This is a genomic window from Pseudonocardia lacus, from assembly GCF_018531445.1.
Classification (GTDB): domain Bacteria; phylum Actinomycetota; class Actinomycetes; order Mycobacteriales; family Pseudonocardiaceae; genus Pseudonocardia; species Pseudonocardia lacus.
Genome location: NZ_JAHDTH010000186.1, coordinates 1 through 17,094, shown reverse-complemented (window position 1 = coordinate 17,094; position 17,094 = coordinate 1). Strand labels below are relative to the sequence as shown.

Below are 17,094 nucleotides of genomic sequence, written 5' to 3'. Positions count from 1 at the left end.
AGGGGAGCGCTCCCGGGGCAGCACCGGCCGCCCCCCGAGGGCGCGGCCGGTCCCCGGGCCGGGCCCCGTCCCCCGGCGGCCGGGGCCCGGGCGACCCCCTGCGGCGCACCCGACCGCCCGGCGCGCACGGGGAGGGGTGCGGTCGGTGTCGGGCCGGTCGCGCGGCGCGCGGTCCGGCGGACCCTCGGCGATCGGCTCAGCGGTGATCAGCTCAGCGACGATCGCCAGGAACGCCCGGTCGACCTCGGCGGTCGACCCGAGGGCGTCCGGGTCGGCGGGGGTCGCGGCCGGTGGCAGTCCGGTTGTCATCGCACACCTCCCCTCGTGCTCGCGCGGCGGGTGATCCAGGGGTCAAGCGCTGATGGCGTGGCGTTCGCGGTCGCCCGCGGTGACGCTGATGGTGCGCGGCCTGGCCTGCTCCGCCACCGGGATGCGCAGGGTGAGCACGCCGGCGTGGTAGTCGGCGCGGACGCGGTCGGCGTCCAGGGCGTCGCTGAGGAAGAGCCGGCGGGAGCGGACGCCGTGACCGCGCTCGGCCACCTGCATCTCCACGTGCTCGTCGCGCGGGCCGGGCAGGCGCTCGGCCTTGACGGTCAGCACGTTGCGCTCGACGGACAGCTCGATCGCGGACGGCTCGACGCCGGGGACGTCGAGCTCGACGACGTACTCGTCGCCGCTGCGGTAGGCGTCCATCGGGATGGCGGTCGGTCGCGCCCAGGGGCCGTTCGGGCCTCCGAACGCCAGTTGGGCGAGCCGGTCGAACTCGCGGAAGGGGTCCGTGCGCATCAGCATCGCGGGTTCTCTCCTCTCGTGCGGCTGCGTCTGCGATGCGACCCCGACCCGGACCTGTGGGCCTCGGTCGGAGATGTCTCTATCGTGCACTACAGATTTACCCGTTGACAAGTGGAGATTAGCGCTGAACCGTTCTAGGTGTCGCTGCTCCCCCGAACGGAGGATCGTCGAACTCGCCGGCGGCGATCCGGGGCAGCAGCGGGAGCAGGATCCGCAGCGTCAGCCCCCACACGACGTGCTCGCCGAGCCGCAGCGCCGGCACGCGCGCCCGCCCGGGGGCGACGCCGAGCTCCACGCTCTCCTCGCCGGACGCCGCCGGGTCGAGCAGCGCCGCCACCGGCACGTCGAGCACCGCGGCGACCTCGCGCTCCTGCGGCCGCCACACCGGCGGTACCGCCAGCAGCCTGCCGACCACGGGGGTGACCACGAACCCGGTGCTGCGCGTGGTCACCGGGGGCAGGTCGAGCAGCGGGACGACCGACGGGCGCGGGACGCCCAGCTCCTCGACCGCCTCCCGGACGGCCGTGTCCCGCGCCGTGGCGTCGCCGGGCTCGCGCCGCCCGCCGGGCAGCGCGATCTGGCCGCCGTGCACGCCGTGGCGGGTCCGCTCGATCAGCACGATCCGGCGCTCGCCCGCGTCGTCGAGGTGCAGCGGCACCAGGACGGCCGCCTCCACCCGCCGGCTCACGGCCCGATCCCCGGCCTGCGCCGGTACACGAGCCCGAGCACCCGCAGCCCGAGGATCGTCGACACGACCAGCAGCAGGTAGCCGAACAGCTGGTGCAGCGACATCGCCTCGCTGATCCGTGGCCCGCCACCGGCCACCAGCAGCAGCGCCGCCATCAGCCCGGTGGTGGCGGCGATGGCGGTGGACAGCAGCGCGTTGAGCCCGGCGCCGCCGGTCAGTCCCGGCGGCCCGGCGAGGCGCACCGTCAGCCGCCCCTCCTCCAGGGTCGCGACCATCCGGTCGACCCGCTGCGGCAGGCCGCGCACCAGCGGCAGCAGGGACAGCAGCTCGTCGTTGAGGGTCCGCCGCAGCGCGGCCGGGGCGAGCTCGGCGCCGACCTGGCGGGCGGCGAACGCCCTGGCCCCGGCGACCACGTCGAAGGTCGGGTCGAGGCGGGTCAGCGTGCCCTCCAGGGTGCCGATGGCGCGCAGCACGGCCGCCAGCTCGGGCGGCGCGCCGATCCGGTGCCGGCCCAGCAGCGCGAACAGCTCGCCGACCAGCGCCGCGGACAGCGACGTGCCCGGTCCGAGGTTCCGGGCCAGGAAGCGGCCGGTGTCGCGCTGCAGCGCGCGTTCGTCGAGGCCTTCGGGCACGTCCGCGACGGCCGTCAGGGCGGCGACCGCGGCCACCGGGTCGGCCCGGTCGACGGCCACCAGCAGCCGGGCCAGGCCGGCGCGCAGCACCGCGTCGATCCGCCCGACGGAGCCGAGGTCGAGCAGCCCGACCCGCGGCCCGTCGGCGTCGGGGTCCGGGTCCGGGTCGAGCAGCAGCAGGTTGCCCGGGTGCGGGTCGGCGTGGAAGACGCCGTCGACGAGCACCTGGTGCAGCAGGAACTCCAGCAGCGTGCGGGCCAGCGCGGGCCGGTCGACGCCCTCCGGCGCGGCGTCCACCGGCACCCCGACCAGCCGCTGCATGACCAGGACCCGCCGGGTCACCGCCCCCGCCCCGACGACCGGCACGCGCACCGCCGGGTCCTCCCGCACGGCGCTGCCCGCGGCCACCGCCGCGATGTTGCGGGCCTCGATGCGGAAGTCGAGCTCCTCGCGCAGCGCCTGCGCGAAGCCCTCGGCCAGCGCGGACACCCCGAGCGAGCGCCCCCACCTGGTCCGGGTCTGCAGCCGCCGGCACAGCCGCAGCAGGATGTCCAGGTCGCCGTCCACGACCTGCTCGATGCCCGGCCGCTGCACCTTCACCACGACCGGGAGCCCGTCGGCCGTCGTCGCGGTGTGGACCTGGGCGATCGACGCGGCGGCCAGCGGCTCGGCCGCGATCTCGGCGAACACCTCCTCCGGCGGGCGCCCCAGCTCGGCGGTGAGGACGGCGCGGACGCTCTCCCACGGCACCGGGCTCGCCGCCGTCTGCAGCCGCCCCAGCTCCTCGGTGAACTCGACCGGCAGCAGGTCGGCCCGGGTGGCCAGGATCTGGCCCAGCTTGACGAAGGTGACGCCGGCGTCGTCGAGCGCCGCGGCGAGCGAGCGGGCCAGCCTGCGCCGGCCGTCGGACCCGGCGAGGTCGGGTCGCTGGCGGGTGAAGACGTAGGCGGCCAGCCCGTGGCGGGCCAGGATGCGGGCGATCCGCAGGTAGCGCCGGGCCCGCCGGAGCCGGCGCGGGGTGGCCCTGGCCAGCGCCACCGGGCCGGGCAGCGCCCCGCTGGGCACCAGGGCCTCGACCAGCACCAGCAGCACCATCGCGACCACGACGCTGATCAGCGAGCCGAGCAGCAGGTACCAGAAGGCCGGGAAGTTGCTGCCCTCCGCGACCACCGACGCGGGGGTGATGGCCCGGATGACCGACGTGGTCATCGTGAAGGCGAGCAGCCCGGCGAGGAGCTTGCGGGTGAGCGAGAAGTCCAGCCCGAGCGGGCGGCTGATCACCACCCCGAGCAGCCAGACCGTGGGCAGGCTCAGCAGGCTCGCGAGGGTCACCCCGGCATCCTCGCCCGTCGGCGCCGTGGCGCGCGATCAGGCCCGGCGGGCGCGGTAGGCCGCGGCGGCGACCCGGTTGCCGCAGGCGGTGCTGCAGAAGCGGCGCGACCGGTTGCGGGACAGGTCGACCACGACGCCCTCGCAGGTGTCGTCGGCGCAGATCGACAGCCGACCCAGCTCGTCGGCGCGGATGAGGTCGACCATCGCCATCGCGGTCTCCACCGCGATCCGCACGGCGAGCGGTGCGTCGGAGTCGACGGCGTGGACGTGGTAGTCGAAGCCGTCGTGGCGCAGCAGCTGGGGGACGGCCCGGTGCTCGGCGAGGATGCCGTTCACGACCTCGACGGCCGTGTCGCGGTCGGCGAGGAGCAGTCGGCGAAGGGGGGCGCGCAGGGCGCGCACCGCGTCGAGCTCGGCGTCGTCGTGGGTGCGCCCGCCGGTGTAGTGGTGCTCGGCGAAGAACGCGTCCAGCTCGGCCTGCGACGTCATCGTGTCCGGCGCTTCCGCGGAGTTGACGAGCGCGACCGCGGCCCGCATCGACGCGACCGTGTCATGGTCGAAAGCCATGTTGACACATTACTCGGGTCCGCCTAGCGTCATGGGTCATGGCGACCGTGACACATGACAGGACGATCTCGCCGGCCACCGGCCTGCTCTGGGCTGTCGCGTCGGCGTCGTCGTTCGGGCTGTCCGGGTCGCTCGCCCGCGGGCTGATGGACGCCGGGTGGTCGTCGGCCGCGGCGGTGGTCGTGCGGCTGCTCGTGGGGGCGGTGGTGCTGGTGCCGCTGGCGCTGCGCCACCTGCGCGGGCGCTGGTCGGTGCTGCGCCGCAACGCGGGCCTGATCACCGCGTACGGGCTGGTCGCGGTGGCCGGCTGCCAGCTGGCCTACTTCAACGCCGTGGCCCACATGCAGGTCGGGGTGGCGCTGCTGATCGAGTACACCGCGCCGGTCCCGGTGGTGCTGTGGATGTGGCTGCGCCACGGCCAGCGCCCCGGCAGGCTCACCGTCCTGGGCGCGGTCATCGGCGTCGCCGGGCTCGTCCTGGTGCTCGACCTGCTCTCCGGGGTGCAGGTCAGCGCGGTCGGCATCCTGTGGGCGCTGGGCGCCATGGCCGGCGCCGCCACCTACTTCGTGCTCTCCTCGAACGGCGCCGACGACGGCGACGACGGCCTGCCCGGCACGGTGCTCGCCGCCGCCGGCCTCGTCGTCGGCTCGATCGTGCTGCTGGTCGCCGGGCTGCTCGGGGTGGTCCCGCTGGCGGTGTCCACCGCTCCGGTCGAGTTCGCCGCCGCCACCGTCCCCTTCTGGCTGCCGCTGCTCGCCCTCGGCGTCGTCACCGCCGCCATCGCCTACGTCACCGGCATCGCCGCCATCCGCGCCCTGGGCTCCCGGCTGGCCTCGTTCGTCGCGCTGCTGGAGGTCGTCGCGGCCATCGTGTTCGCCTGGGTGCTGCTCGACGAGCTGCCCGGCTGGGTGCAGGTCGTCGGCGGGGCGCTGATCCTGCTCGGGATCAGCGTGGTCAAGCTGGGGGAGGGTCGGCGCGGGGACGCCGCGCCGGACCCCGCGGTGCCGGGCCGCGCGGCCGCGCAGGCCTGACCGCCCCTCCCGAGCACGTCGCAGGGTTCCCCTACCCGGCGCAGGCGCCCGGGCGTCTGCGCCGGGTAGGGAAACCCTGCGACGTCGGCTCGGGGCTCCGCTACGCGGGCTCGCCGCGCCCTTCGAAGGCCGCGGGAGCGGACTCGGCGAAGGTGAACAGCGGCTCGACCCCGGTCAGCCGCAGCAGCCTGACCAGCGGCGCGGGCAGCCCCATGAGGGTGACGCCGCCGCCGACCAGGTCGGCGCGGCGGGTGGCGCCGATGAGGGCGGAGAGGCCGGCGGAGTCGCAGAAGGTGAGGCCGGTGACGTCGAGGACCACGTCGGGGTGCGCCGGGAGGTGCTCGCGGAGCAGGTCGTCGAGGGTGGGGACGGTGGTGAAGGTCAGCTCCCCGACCAGCGCGACCACCCCGGAGGACGGGTCGACGCCGACCCGGAGGTGGTCGGCCCGGCTCACCGCGACACCTCCGCGGCGAGCACGGTCCGCGCGTCGGCGATGCAGCCCTGGGCGAAGGGGAAGTCGTGCAGGCCGGCGTCGAGGCTGTCCAGGGTGGTGCGCACGCCGGTCGTCGGCACGCCGCGGGCGGCGAGCACCAGGCCCAGCCAGCGGACGTGGTCGAGGAACAGGTCGCGGTCCTGCAGGTAGACCGCGGCGGCCAGGAAGTCGACGAGCTGGCCGGTGTCGTCGTAGGCGTCGCCGTCGAGGGTGCCGCCGCCACCGGCCAGCGGGGAGGCGCCGCCGAGGGCGTCGACGGCGTCGCGGACGAGCGCCGAGCGCCGAGCGCGCAGCCCGCAGTACTCGGCGCCGCCGGACTCCGGGACGGCCGCGTGCCCGGCGCCGCCGGGCACGTCGGCCCAGCGGCCGCTGTCGAGCAGCCCGACGGCCTCGGTGGCGGTGGCGGCGTAGGCGTCGACGCCGAGCAGCCGCGCCCAGCGGCCGTCGGCGCCGAAGCCGGGCCCGCCGGCCAGCACCGGGGTGCCGGTGCGCTGCGCGGCGGCGATCGTGCGGTGCGCGCCGGGCAGGTGCACCGGCAGCGCGCAGCTCACCGCCACCACGTCGGGGCCCTGCTCGTGCAGGTAGGAGACCAGGTGCGCGGTGGGGACGCTGGCGCCGAGGAAGGTGACCCGCCAGCCGTGCTGGCGCAGGACCTCGCCCACGATCCGGGCGGGCAGCGAGTGCCACTCGCCGTCCAGGCAGCCCAGCACGATGTGGCCGCGCTCGCCCGAGCCCCGGGCGAGGCCGCCGACGGCGGCGACGACGCGCTCGTTGATGCAGGTGGCGGCGTGCTCCTGGGCGACGCTCCACTCGCCGCGCTGCCAGAGCAGCCCGACCCGCTGCTGCGCCGGACCGACCAGGTCGAGCAGGACGTCGGCGACCGGGGTGCCCGCGGCGACGAGGCCGCCGGCGACGTCGAGGGCGTGCTGCTCGTCGGCCCTGGTCAAGGCGTCGAAGAACTCGTCGGCGACGCCGGTGCCGACGCCGGGGGGACGCGGTGGGGCGGTGGTCAAGCGGGCTCCTCCTCGGCTCCCGTCGTGGTGGGCTCGGCCGCGGTGACGGCGTGCAGGTGGCGGCGCCCGGCCGCCGGGCCGACCGGCAGCGGCGCCTGCACGACGAGCACCGCGATGTCGTCGTGGTTGCCGGAGGCCAGCCAGCGGTCGGCGTGCTGGACGACCCGCTCGGCGATGCCGGGGGCGGGCAGGACGTGGCAGCCGCGCAGGGTCTCGGCCAGCCGCTCCTCGCCGAAGAGCTGGGCGCCGTCGAAGCCGCCGCGGGCCTCGGTGACGCCGTCGGTGTAGAGCACGCAGGCCTCGCCGGGGGCGAGGTCGACGGTGCGGCTGCGGAACCGGGCCCGCCGCATCCCGCCGACCAGCGTGCCGCCGATCTCGACGACCTCCACGCCGTCGCGGCGCACGACCATCGGCGCCGGGTGCCCGCCGCCGGCCAGCACGAGCCGCAGCCCGCCGCCGGGCAGCGGCCGGACGGTGCCCAGCACCAGGGTGGCGAAGCGGGGGTCGGCGTCCTCGGGGACGGCCTCCAGCATCGTGGCGTCGAGCAGTTCCAGCAGCCGGACCGGGTCGGGCTCGACGCGGCGCAGCGCGCGCACCGACTGGCGCAGCTGACCGGTGCTGACCGCGGCGTCGACGCCCTTCCCGCAGACGTCGCCGAGCAGCAGCATCGTGCCGTTCGGGTCGTCGGGGCGGCAGGGGTGCACGTCGTAGAAGTCGCCGCCGATCAGCAGGCCCTCCTCGGCGGGCCGGTAGGCGGCGCCCAGGGTGACGCCCTCGACCTCGGGCAGCCGCGGCTCCATCAGGCTGCGCTTGAGCACCCCGGCGGTGCGGGCCTGCTGGGCGTAGAGCGCGGCGGCGGCCAGGGCGATCCCGGCGTGCTGGGCGAACTCGTGCACGAGCGCGGCGTCCGGGCCGGCGTCGTCGGGCCGGTCGCCGTGGCGCAGCAGCACGAGCGCGCCGGCGGGCTTGCCGTTGCCGGGCAGCGCGGTGACGAGCGCCCCGGCCGTCGGGGCCTGCGGGGCCCACGGCTCGCCGCCCAGCTCGGCGGGCAGCAGCGGGGCGGGTGGCACGGTCCGGCCGTCGAGCGCGGCGGCCACCGGTTCGGGCAGCTCGCGGGCCGGCAACCGGCCGGAGCCGGCCTCGTCGGTGCCGCAGCGGAACCACTGCACGGTGCCGGCCGCGACCGGCAGCACGACGATCGCCGCGTCGGCCAGGCGGGCGGCCAGTTGCGCGGCGGCGCGGGCCGTGCGGCCGGGGTGCAGCGAGAGCTTGAGCCGGTTGCTGGCCTCGGCCAGGAACCGGGAGCGGGCCCGCTCGGCGAGCAGGTTGTCGGTGCGGGAACGGGGCTCGGTGACGTCCTCGACGTGCCAGCCCGACCACCCGTGGGGCAGGTCCTGGCGGCGGGCGGCGAGCGAACGGCCCCCGACCTCCAGCTCGACGGTCTCCCCGTCGGCCGAGCTCGGGAGACCGGCCGGGCCGGCCGGGAGGACCTCGCCGACGGCCAGGCCGGGCAGCAGCCGCAGGGCGGCGGCGTTGGCCGAGCGCACCACCCGGCGCTCGTCGCAGGCGATGACGCCGGTCCGCGAGCCCTCCAGCAGGTGCGCCTCGACGGTCGGCGGCTCGGTGGCCGGCCGGTGCTCGGGCCCGGCCGGACGGGCGCTCGCCCGGGGAGGAGCGGTCGTGGACCGGTCCGCGTCGGCGTTCACCCCGTGCCGGGTCACGCTGTCGGGGTCGCAGTGCTCGTCGCGGTGCTGGTCTTCCCACGGGCTCGTCCGGATGGTTCCACCGGGTGAGCGTAGCCGCCGGGCCGGCCCTCGGCCGGGTGTGCGGGCCGGCCCGCGGCGGAACGCCGGCGCGGAGCCGCGCGAGCGGGCCGCGCACCGCGGCGTCCTGTGCGCCAGAAGGTGCGGTCGCGACCGCACGTGCTTACGTTGCCCGCACCCTGTCGTCGCGCCCCGGGGGGGTTGCCGTGTCCGACCTGCCGCCCGCTTCCGATCCGACGTCCGCGGTCGCCACGGGGGAGCGCCACCGGCTCCCCGTGCGCACGCTCGTCGCGGCGTCCATCGGCAACGCCATCGAGTGGTACGACTGGACGATCTACGTGACGTTCAGCATCTACTTCGCGACCCAGATCTTCCCCAAGGAGAACGCCTCACTGGCGCTGCTGAGCACGCTGGCGACCTACGCGCTGGCGTTCTTCTTCCGCCCGCTGGGCGGGTTGCTGCTGGGCCGCTTCGCCGACCTGCGCGGCAGGCGCACCGCGATGCTGTTGACCATCACGCTGATGGCGGGCGGGTCGGTGGTGATCGGGCTGCTGCCGACCTACGCGCTGATCGGCTGGCTGGCCCCGATCCTGCTGCTGCTGGCCCGGATCGCGCAGGGCCTGTCGCTGGGCGGTGAGGTCTCCAACGCCTCGGCCTACCTGGCCGAGATCGCGCCGCCCGCGCGCCGCGGCCGCTACTCGGCGTTCTTCTACATCTCCACCGGGTCCGCGGTGCTGCTGGCCTCGCTGCTCGGCGCCCTGCTGACCGGGGCCCTCAGCCCGGAGGACCTGGCCGCGTGGGGTTGGCGCATCCCGTTCCTGATCGGCGGCGTGCTCGGCGTCGTCGGGCTGTGGCTGCGCCGGGCGATGCCCGAGACCGAGCTGTTCGAGGACAACAAGGCCAAGGCGCGGTCGGTGCGCAACCCGCTGTTGACGACGCTGCGCGAGCACCCCATGGCCGTCGGCCAGCTCATCGGCTTCACGCTGCTGTCCACGCTCTGCTACTACACCTTCTTCTCCTCGCTGACCCCGTTCGCCGTCAACTACCGGGGTGCGAGCGACAACGACGTGTTCGTGGCGCTGTCGATCGCGACCGGCCTGTTCATCGTGCTGCAGTACCCGATGGGCGCGCTGTCGGACCGGTTCGGGCGCAAGCCGCAGCTGCTGGTGTGGGCGGCGGCCATCGCGGTGCTGATCGTGCCGCTGTCCACGCTCATCGGGCCGGGGCTGGGCAACCTGCTGGTCGTGTTCTGCGTGGGCCTGGGGCTCTACACGATGATGACCTCGATCGCGCCGGCGATCATGAGCGAGCTGTTCCCGACCGAGCTGCGCGGGCTGGGCATCGGCGCCTGGTACAACCTGACCGTCGCGCTGTTCGGGGGCACCGCGCCGCTGATCGTCAGCGCGCTGGGCGAGGCGGGGCTGGCCGAGTTCTTCTTCTGGTACGTCGCGGTGGGCGCGGCGGTCGCCTTCCTGGCGATCCTGACGCTGCCCGAGACGAACGGGAAGGTCCTGGACTGAGCCGGCCCGGGGGCAGGACTTGCCGCTGACTTGCGGTCGGCGCGGACCGCGGCGCGCCGGCGGTCGGTGCGCGGCAAGTCGGCGCCAAGCGGGTCGGACCACCGTGGGCGGACCGATCCGACTGGAGGCCCGCCATGCACCCGACCACGACCCCCGACCCGACCCCGATGCCCGGCCCGGGCGGGCCCCGTCCGCCGTCGGCGTTCGCGCCCGCCCACCGGGTCCCGCCGCTCGCGGGTCCCCACCCGGTCCCGCCGCCGCCCGTCGCCCGGCGGTCACGGGCCGGGGTCGTGTGGGCCGTCGTGGGAGGTCTGGTCGCGCTGTTGGGGGCGGCCGGTGGCGTGCTCGCCCTGCTCGGCTTCTTCTCGCCGAGCGTCGCGCGCGCGGACGTGGCCGCGGGGATCTCCGAGCAGCTGGGCGAGCGGGGGGTCGTCGCGTCCGCCGTCGACTGCCCGCAGGACCTGCCGGCCGAGGTGGGGGCGGAGGTCCGGTGCACCTACACCGTCGACGGCCGGGCGGTGGGCGCGGTCGCGCGGGTCAGCTCGGTGCGCGGCGACCAGGTCGTCTTCGACACCACCTCGGACGCCCCGCTGGTCGCCCCCCAGGACGTGGCGACCGCCGTCGACGAGCACGTGGGAACGCTGGGCCACGACGTCGACGGCGGCGCGGACTGCCCCGGCGCGCTGATCGGCGAGACCGGGCGCAGCGTGCGCTGCGAGTTCGCGGTGGGCGGCCAGCCGGTCGACGCGGTGGTCACGGTCAGCGCCGTCACCGCCGCGGAGGTCGAGTTCGACATCGCGCTGCAGGCGCGCGCGGTCGCCCGGGACGTGGTTGAGCAGGACGTCGCCTACCTGATCGCGCAGGAGTACGGCGCGGTCGTCGACTCCGCCGACTGCGACGGCGGGCTCGACCCGGAAGTCGGCGCGTCGACGCTCTGCACGGTCACCGGCGGCGGCGACCGCCTCGACCTGCGGGTCGCGGTGGCCGCGCTGGAGGACGGCCTGGTGGTCTACGACCTGCAGTCGGTGTGACGGGCCGGCTCAAGTCCATCTCAAGTCCCTGGCTTCCACGCGGACGGGCTGGCGATACTCCCCACGAGAGGGGGAGACATGGACGACATGGACTACATCTGGCTGTTCCCGGTGGGCGGGGTCCTGCTGGCCGTCGGGCTCGCGCTCACCGTGGTGCTGACGATCCGGCGGAACTTCCGCCGGATGATGCAGCCGCTCGACCGCGAGATGAGCGCGGTCTTCGGCGGGGCCCGCGGGGGGAGCGCGTCGGCGGACCCGGGCCCGGCCGACTGGTGGGACGCCGGCTGGACGGACCGCGGCCGGCCGAGCCACGCCGGGCACGGCACGGGCGGTCCCGGGGGCGGCCACGCGGGCCACGAGCACGGGTGGTCCGGCTCGTCCGACCACGGCGGTTCGCACTGCTCGGACAGCGGCTGGAGCAGCTCGTCGTCGGACAGCGGATCGTCGAGCAGCTCGTCGGACAGCGGTTCGTCGTCGAGCAGTTCGTCGTCCGACAGCGGTTCGTCCAGCTGCTGAGCGCCGGCCCGGACGATGAACTCCGCGACCAGCGGCGCCGTCCGGGTCAGCCGGGGCAGGCGCGCGGCCCGGTGAGCACCGGGTGCCCGGAGGAGACGATCTCCGCCGGCAGGAGGCAGCCGTGCACGGTGCCGTCGGGCTCGACGACGAACTCCGCCACCGCGGTGCGCGCGGAGGCCGCCGACAGCCGGGGCCAGACGAAGTTGCCCAGGCCCCACGCGACCGGCCGGTCGTCGTGGGCGCCCAGCGGCTGCAGCCGGTGCGCGTGGTGGCCGAAGACGCCGTCCGCCCCGGCCTCGATCATCGCCCGGGCCCTGGCCACGTCGTCGGGGCGCGGCTCGGTGTCCAGCTCGGCGCCCCAGTGGATCGAGACGAACACCAGGTCGGCCTGCCGGGCCGCGGCCCGCACCGCCGCGGTCATCGCGGCGGTGTCGTCGCCGTCGGCCATGCCGGGGCGGTCCGGGCCGGCGAGCCAGTCGGCGGCCGGCACGACCCCGCCGAAACCGAGCACCGCGATCCGCCAGCCGCCGCGTTCGACGATCGCGGGGGCGTTGGCCGCTGTCGCGTCCGGGCCGACGCCCACCGGGGCGATCCCGGCGGCCTCGGAGTGCGTGATCGAGTCGAGCAGGGCGTCGGGGCCGTAGTCGCGGCTGTGGTTGTTGGCCAGGTTGACCACGTCGACGCCGGCCGCGCGGGCCGCCGGCAGCGCGGCCGGGTCGCAGCGGAAGGTGAACTGCTTGTCCGGCACCGGGGTGCCGCGGGTGGAGACGGGGCACTCCAGGTTGACCACGGTCAGGTCGTCGGCGGTGAAGAGGTCGCCGAGGCCCGACCAGGCGTGCCCGTAGCCCTCGGCGCGCAGGGCGGGCACGTAGTCCGGGTCGAGGTTGACGTCGCCGGTGCCGTGCACGACCAGCCGCTGCCGGCCGGGGGACACCGGCGGTGCGGTCGTCGGCGGGGGCGTGATCACGGTCATTCTGGGGGCGGCCACGACCCTGGTGGTCGGCTCCGCCGCCGTGGTGCGCGGGGCGGTCGGCGGCGCGGTGCTGGGAGGAGCGGCGGCTGCGCTCGTCGCGGCGACGGGCTCGGTGCTCGTCGCGGGCGGGACGGAGCCGCCGCAGGCCGCGGTGGCCACCGAGCCGAGCACGGCGGCGGCCAGGCCGATCCAGCGGGTGCGTCGATCCGCCGCACGCCTCGATACCGCCACCCAGACCCCCTCCGTACCCGCCGTCCGGGGCAAGCCTGGCAGAGGAAGTGATCGCCCCGGTAGGACCGGGAAGGGGGGTCTTGGGCCCCGGACGGGCGGTCAGCCGCGGGCGGTGTCGACCACCGAGACGGAGCCGTCGCCCGCGTTCACCACGTAGGCGCGCAGCCCGTCCGGGGCCACCGCCACCGCCTCCGGCGCCAGCCCGACCGGCACCGTCTCGGTGACCCGGTTCGCCGCCGTGTCGATGACCGACAGGGTGCCCGAGCTGTTGTTGGTGACGTAGGCGGTGCGCCCGTCCGGGTGCAGGGCCACCGAGATCGGGCGCTCGCCGACCGGGATCGTGCTGACCACCTCGCCCAGGATGAGGTCGACGACCGAGACGGTGTTGTCGCCGATGTTGACGACGTAGGCCGTCTCCAGGTCGTCGGAGACGGCCACCCCGTCGGGGCCCGTGCCCACCCGGATCTCGTCGAAGATCGAGAAGTCGCTCAGGTCCATGACCACCAGCGAGCCGCTCTCGCCCTTGGTGATCAGGCCGAGGCTGCCGTCGGGGGAGACGGCCAGCGACTGCGGCCTGCCCTCGGCGGTGACCGCCCCGAGCACCTCCTCGGTGTCCAGCTTCAGCACCGAGCTGCCGTCCAGGGTGGTCACGTACGCGAAGCCCTGGTCGTCCACGACGACGTCGGTCGGCCCGGTGTCGACGGGGATGTAGCGCTCCACCTCGCCGCGCTCGTTGTCGATCACGGCGACGCTGCTGGAGAGGTGGTCGACCACGAACGAGGTGCTCCCGTCCGGGGTCAGCGCGATGCCCTCCGGGCCGTTGCCGCCCAGCAGTTGCACCGTCCGCACTACCGCGTCGGTGGCCGTGTCGATCACCGAGATCGAGTCGTCGTCGCGGTTGGTGGCGTACAGGAGGCTGCTGTCGGCGGTGATCGCCAGGTTCCGCGGCGACTCGCCGATGGCGATCGTCGTCGAGACCGAGGCCGGGAGGACCTCCTCGCCCCCGCCGCCCTCGCTGTCGAAGGCCACCCCCGACTCGCCGACCGTCGCCCCGTCGACCGGCTCGTCGCCGTCCAGCACCGCCGCGTAGGTCCCGAGCAGGAGCGCGATGACCACGCCCGCCGCGGTGATCAGGACCGACGGGCGCAGCAGCGACCGGCGCCGGGGCGCCGGCACGTGCGGCATCGGGACCAGCATCGGGGGCAGCGGCGGCATCGCGCCGCGGACCGTGCCGGTGGGCGTGCGGGGCCGGCCGAGGGGATCGCTGTCCGTCGGGCGGTACCCGACCGGCCCGCCACCCACCGGGCCGCTGTGCGCGGGGACGCGCCGGACGGGACCGCTGACGGTCGGGCCGGAGGCGTGGGTCGGTCGCGGGTTGGCGACGGCGTCGGCGAGCGCCGCCTTGGCCGCGGCGGCCAGGTCGCCTGCGCGCTCGTAGCGCTGCCCCGGGTCCTTGTGCATGCCCCGCGCGACGACGGCGTCCATGGCCGCGGAGACGTCGGTGCGGAACGCCGAGGGCTTGGGCGGGGGCGCCGTGACGTGCGCGCCCATGATCGCCAGGAAGTCCTCGACCGGGAACGGGGCCGAGCCGGTGAGGGACTCGTGCAGGATGCAGGCCAGCGCGTACACGTCGACGCGGTGGTCGCCGGGCCCGGCGAAGCGCTCCGGGGCCATGTAGGCCAGCGTGCCCACGGCCACCCCGGTGCGGGTCACCCGCGCGGCGGCCATGTCCCTGGCCAGCCCGAAGTCGATCAGGTAGACGAAGTCGCCGTCCGCGGTGAGCACGTTCGACGGCTTGACGTCGCGGTGCACCAGGCCCTCGGCGTGCGCGGCGTCGAGCGCGCTGGCGATCTGGGCGACGATGGCCACGGCCTGCTCGGGGCGCAGCGCGCCCTCGACCTCCAGGCGCGACTTGAGGTCGACGCCGTCGACCAGGCGCATGTCGATGAACGGCTGCCCGTCGATCTGGCCGTAGTCGTGGATCGGGATGACGTGCGGGTTGCGCATGCGGGCGGCGATCTGCGCCTCGACGGAGAACCGGGCCCGGAACTCGGGGTCCGAGCCGAGGTGGCGGGGCATCCGCTTGAGCGCGACGAGCCGGGTGCGCTCGACGTCGAAGGCCCGATGGACCTCGCCCATCCCGCCCTGCCCGATCAGCCCTTCGAGCCGGTACGGGCCGAACATCTCGCCCCGCACCGGTGCCGTCGGGGCGTCTTCGTACCCCGGACCGGTGTCCCCGCGCACGCGCTCCACATTGGTGACACGTGAACGGGGCCCACCCGGCACAACTCGTCACCCGATCGGACGAGCCCTCCCCGTCGAGAACGAACTTGCTGTCATTGTGGACCGGTCCAATTCACGACAACGTCGTTCTCGACGGTCGGCGCCCCCTACAGCCCGCTGACGAACCGGTGGATGTCGGTCATCGTGGCCGCGAACACCTCCGGCATCGCCGCCCGGAAGATCACGTCGCCGGCGTGGCAGGTGCCGGGCACGACGCGCAGCGTCGACGGCACGCCGGCCCGCTGCAGCGTCTCGTGGTAGGCGATGCCCTCGTCGCGCAGCGGGTCGACCTCGCACACCGAGACGACGTGCGGCGGCAGCCCCGCCACCTCGTCGACCGATGCGTGGTACGGCCAGGCCAGCGGATCGGTGGCGTGCGCGCCGCCCGGGTCGTAGACGGCGACCATGACGTCCATCAGCGCGCAGGAGATGAAGTAGCCGTCGTTCTCCACCAGCGACGGCAGTGCCCGCACCCGTTCGGTCTCGGTACCGCCGTAGAGGCCGGAGACGTAGGGGACCATCGCGTACACGCCGTCGACCGCGTCGAGCCCGCCCTCCTGCTTGGCCCGCAGCGCGGTGGCCAGGGCCAGGTTGGCCCCGCCGGACTCGCCGGCCAGGGTGAGGGTGGAGATGCCGAGCCGCTCGCGGTGCTCGTGCACCCAGTGCAGGGCGGCCGTGCAGTCGTCCAGGCCCGCCGGGAACGGGTGCGCGCCGAGCACGCCCGCGCCGTTGCGGTACTCGACGCCCACGACGACGGCCCCGGTCGCCGCGATCTCGTCGCGCACGCGGACGTAGGCCGGTCCGGCGGCGGACAGGATGACCATGCCGCCGCCGTGCACGTGCAGGACGCCGGGCAGCGGGCCCGCCGCGCCGGCCGGCCGGCTGACGAACAGGGTGATCGGGGTGCCGCCGGGCCCGGTGATGGTCTCGGTCGAGTGCTCGACGCCCTCGACGGGCGGGAGGTCCTGCATGAGCGCGGCGAACACGGCCTCGAAGCCGGCCTCGGCCTCGGCGAGGAAGGCCAACTGGGCCTCGCGCGGCGAGTTGCGGTCGACCGGTGGCGGCGCGCCGGCGCCGTCCAGGCCGAACGGGGCCAGCGCGGCCACCATCCGGGGGTCGCTGCGCGGGTCGGTGCGCAGTTCGAGGTGGGGGTCGCCGAGGCGCCCGGGGGCGCCGGTCTCGGACGGCTGCGCTGTTGACGACGGCGTGACTGACGACTGCGACGACTGCGTTGTCATCGTGCCTCCTCCGGGGGCCCGTTCCCGGGCCGAGGAGATCCACGGTAGGCGATCGGGGCGAGGTCGGGAACGCGCTCGCGGCGCGGGCGGCCGGTCGGCGACGGCCGGCGCCACCGCATCGGCACCACGACCGCCGCCCACCGCCGCAGGACGTGGCGAACCGGTCCTGGCCGGTCGGTGGGGGACGGGCGCGGTCGGCCGGCGAACCCGATGGTCGCCCGGGGCAGGCCGACCTGCTCGATGGGGCGGGTCGGCGCGCCGCTGGTGCCTGCCCGCATCGGGCCTCCCGCCGGACCAATAACCTCGTCATACGAGCATCGGGAGGCCGGGGTCATGTCGACAGGGCGCGCGTCCGCGTACCAGGCCCGCTGGCGCGGTCCCGCGGCCGTGCTCGACCGGATGCGCCGCGAGCCCGGGAGCACCCGCGCCGCACTGGCCCGGGACCTCGGCCTGGCCAGCGGGACCGCCACCGAGATCGCCGCCCGGCTGCGCGAGCTCGACCTCGTCGTCGAGACCGCGGCCGCGACGTCCGGGCGCGGGCGCCCGACGTCGGTGCTCGGCCCGCACCCGGCCGGGCCGCTGGTGCTGGCGGTCGAGGTCCGCCACGAGGACTGGCGGGTCGGGGTGGCCGGCCTGGACGGCGAGGTCGAGGTCGTCGAGGGCGGGCGGCACGCGCACGAGCCGGAGGCGGTCCTGCGGGTGGTCGCCGCCGCCACCGGGCGCGCGTTCGACCGGTGGGGGCGGCGGCTGCGGGCGGTCTCGGTGTCGGTGGCGGCGACCGTCCGCGACGGGCACCTGGTGCAGGCGTCGACGCTGGGGTGGGGGCCGGTCGACCTGGCCGCGCTCGCGCCGCCGGGGCAGCGGCCGCTGCTCGTGGGCAACGACGCCACCCTGGCCGGGGTGGCCGAGGCGCGCTCGGGCGCCGCGGCCGGGGCGCGCGCCGCGCTGCACCTGACCGTCGAGGTCGGCGTGGGCGGCACCCTGGTCGTGG

Annotated in this window: 16 protein-coding genes; 5 read left to right on the top strand and 11 right to left on the bottom strand. The window is 75.9% G+C overall.

Annotated elements, in window-relative coordinates; all coding sequences use genetic code 11:
• The 5 genes from KIK08_RS30045 to KIK08_RS30025 form a co-directional block, all read right to left on the bottom strand.
• The coding region (locus KIK08_RS30045; RefSeq protein ID WP_214406673.1) for a hypothetical protein at nucleotides 1-309 on the bottom strand (309 nt) is incomplete at its 3' end.
• A 42-nt stretch (nucleotides 310-351) separates the two neighbouring features.
• Nucleotides 352-792: an Hsp20/alpha crystallin family protein gene (locus KIK08_RS30040; protein ID WP_214406672.1), complete on the bottom strand. Its 441-nt coding sequence runs from the start codon at nucleotides 790-792 to the stop codon at nucleotides 352-354.
• Nucleotides 793-910: 118 nt separating this feature from the next.
• On the bottom strand, nucleotides 911-1,480 hold the full coding sequence (locus KIK08_RS30035; RefSeq protein ID WP_214406671.1) for an NUDIX hydrolase: 570 nt from the start codon (nucleotides 1,478-1,480) through the stop codon (nucleotides 911-913).
• The gene (locus tag KIK08_RS30030; RefSeq protein WP_308257983.1) at nucleotides 1,477-3,444 is read right to left on the bottom strand and encodes an ABC1 kinase family protein; all 1,968 of its coding nucleotides are present in this window, start codon (nucleotides 3,442-3,444) and stop codon (nucleotides 1,477-1,479) included. The genes KIK08_RS30035 and KIK08_RS30030 overlap by 4 nt, the downstream gene beginning before the upstream one ends.
• Nucleotides 3,445-3,480: 36 nt before the next feature.
• On the bottom strand, nucleotides 3,481-4,011 hold the full coding sequence (locus KIK08_RS30025; protein WP_214406670.1) for a CGNR zinc finger domain-containing protein: 531 nt from the start codon (nucleotides 4,009-4,011) through the stop codon (nucleotides 3,481-3,483).
• A gap of 38 nt (nucleotides 4,012-4,049) precedes the next feature.
• Between KIK08_RS30025 and KIK08_RS30020 the strand changes: the two genes are divergently transcribed.
• Complete coding sequence (locus tag KIK08_RS30020; RefSeq protein ID WP_214406669.1) at nucleotides 4,050-5,042, top strand: EamA family transporter; 993 nt, start codon at nucleotides 4,050-4,052, stop codon at nucleotides 5,040-5,042.
• Nucleotides 5,043-5,142: 100 nt separating this feature from the next.
• Here KIK08_RS30020 and KIK08_RS30015 read toward each other — a convergent pair whose 3' ends face one another.
• Genes KIK08_RS30015 through KIK08_RS41985 form a run of 3 tightly spaced genes read right to left on the bottom strand, consistent with a single transcriptional unit; the run spans nucleotide 5,143 to nucleotide 8,269 of the window.
• Nucleotides 5,143-5,496 (bottom strand): STAS domain-containing protein, encoded by a 354-nt coding sequence (locus KIK08_RS30015; protein ID WP_214406668.1) that lies wholly within the window; start codon nucleotides 5,494-5,496, stop codon nucleotides 5,143-5,145.
• Nucleotides 5,493-6,548: a cobalamin B12-binding domain-containing protein gene (locus KIK08_RS30010; protein WP_214406667.1), complete on the bottom strand. Its 1,056-nt coding sequence runs from the start codon at nucleotides 6,546-6,548 to the stop codon at nucleotides 5,493-5,495. Before KIK08_RS30010 ends, KIK08_RS30015 begins: the two co-directional genes overlap by 4 nt.
• On the bottom strand, nucleotides 6,545-8,269 hold the full coding sequence (locus KIK08_RS41985) for a PP2C family protein-serine/threonine phosphatase (protein ID WP_214406666.1): 1,725 nt from the start codon (nucleotides 8,267-8,269) through the stop codon (nucleotides 6,545-6,547). Before KIK08_RS41985 ends, KIK08_RS30010 begins: the two co-directional genes overlap by 4 nt.
• A 257-nt stretch (nucleotides 8,270-8,526) precedes the next feature.
• Here KIK08_RS41985 and KIK08_RS30000 point away from each other — a divergent pair, with 257 nt between their 5' ends.
• The 3 genes from KIK08_RS30000 to KIK08_RS29990 all read left to right on the top strand — a co-directional run bounded on the left by KIK08_RS30000 (nucleotide 8,527) and on the right by KIK08_RS29990 (nucleotide 11,378).
• On the top strand, nucleotides 8,527-9,831 hold the full coding sequence (locus KIK08_RS30000) for an MFS transporter (RefSeq protein ID WP_250558106.1): 1,305 nt from the start codon (nucleotides 8,527-8,529) through the stop codon (nucleotides 9,829-9,831).
• A gap of 134 nt (nucleotides 9,832-9,965) precedes the next feature.
• Complete coding sequence (locus KIK08_RS29995; RefSeq protein ID WP_214406665.1) at nucleotides 9,966-10,862, top strand: DUF4333 domain-containing protein; 897 nt, start codon at nucleotides 9,966-9,968, stop codon at nucleotides 10,860-10,862.
• 78 nt (nucleotides 10,863-10,940) lie between these two features.
• A complete protein-coding gene (locus KIK08_RS29990) occupies nucleotides 10,941-11,378 on the top strand; it encodes a hypothetical protein (RefSeq protein WP_214406664.1) in 438 nt (145 codons plus the stop codon).
• 46 nt (nucleotides 11,379-11,424) lie between these two features.
• Here the strand turns inward: KIK08_RS29990 and KIK08_RS29985 are convergent, their stop codons facing one another.
• The 3 genes from KIK08_RS29985 to KIK08_RS29975 form a co-directional block, all read right to left on the bottom strand.
• Nucleotides 11,425-12,582, bottom strand: coding sequence for a CapA family protein (locus KIK08_RS29985; protein ID WP_214406663.1), 1,158 nt, complete (start codon nucleotides 12,580-12,582; stop codon nucleotides 11,425-11,427).
• Nucleotides 12,583-12,681: 99 nt separating this feature from the next.
• The gene (locus KIK08_RS29980) at nucleotides 12,682-14,826 is read right to left on the bottom strand and encodes a protein kinase domain-containing protein (protein WP_214406662.1); all 2,145 of its coding nucleotides are present in this window, start codon (nucleotides 14,824-14,826) and stop codon (nucleotides 12,682-12,684) included.
• Nucleotides 14,827-14,972: 146 nt separating this feature from the next.
• Nucleotides 14,973-16,103: an alpha/beta hydrolase fold domain-containing protein gene (locus KIK08_RS29975; protein ID WP_214406661.1), complete on the bottom strand. Its 1,131-nt coding sequence runs from the start codon at nucleotides 16,101-16,103 to the stop codon at nucleotides 14,973-14,975.
• Between the two features lie 333 nt (nucleotides 16,104-16,436).
• On the opposite strand from KIK08_RS29975, the gene KIK08_RS29970 reads away from it, so the two are divergent.
• The coding region (locus KIK08_RS29970) for an ROK family transcriptional regulator (protein ID WP_214406660.1) at nucleotides 16,437-17,094 on the top strand (658 nt) is incomplete at its 3' end.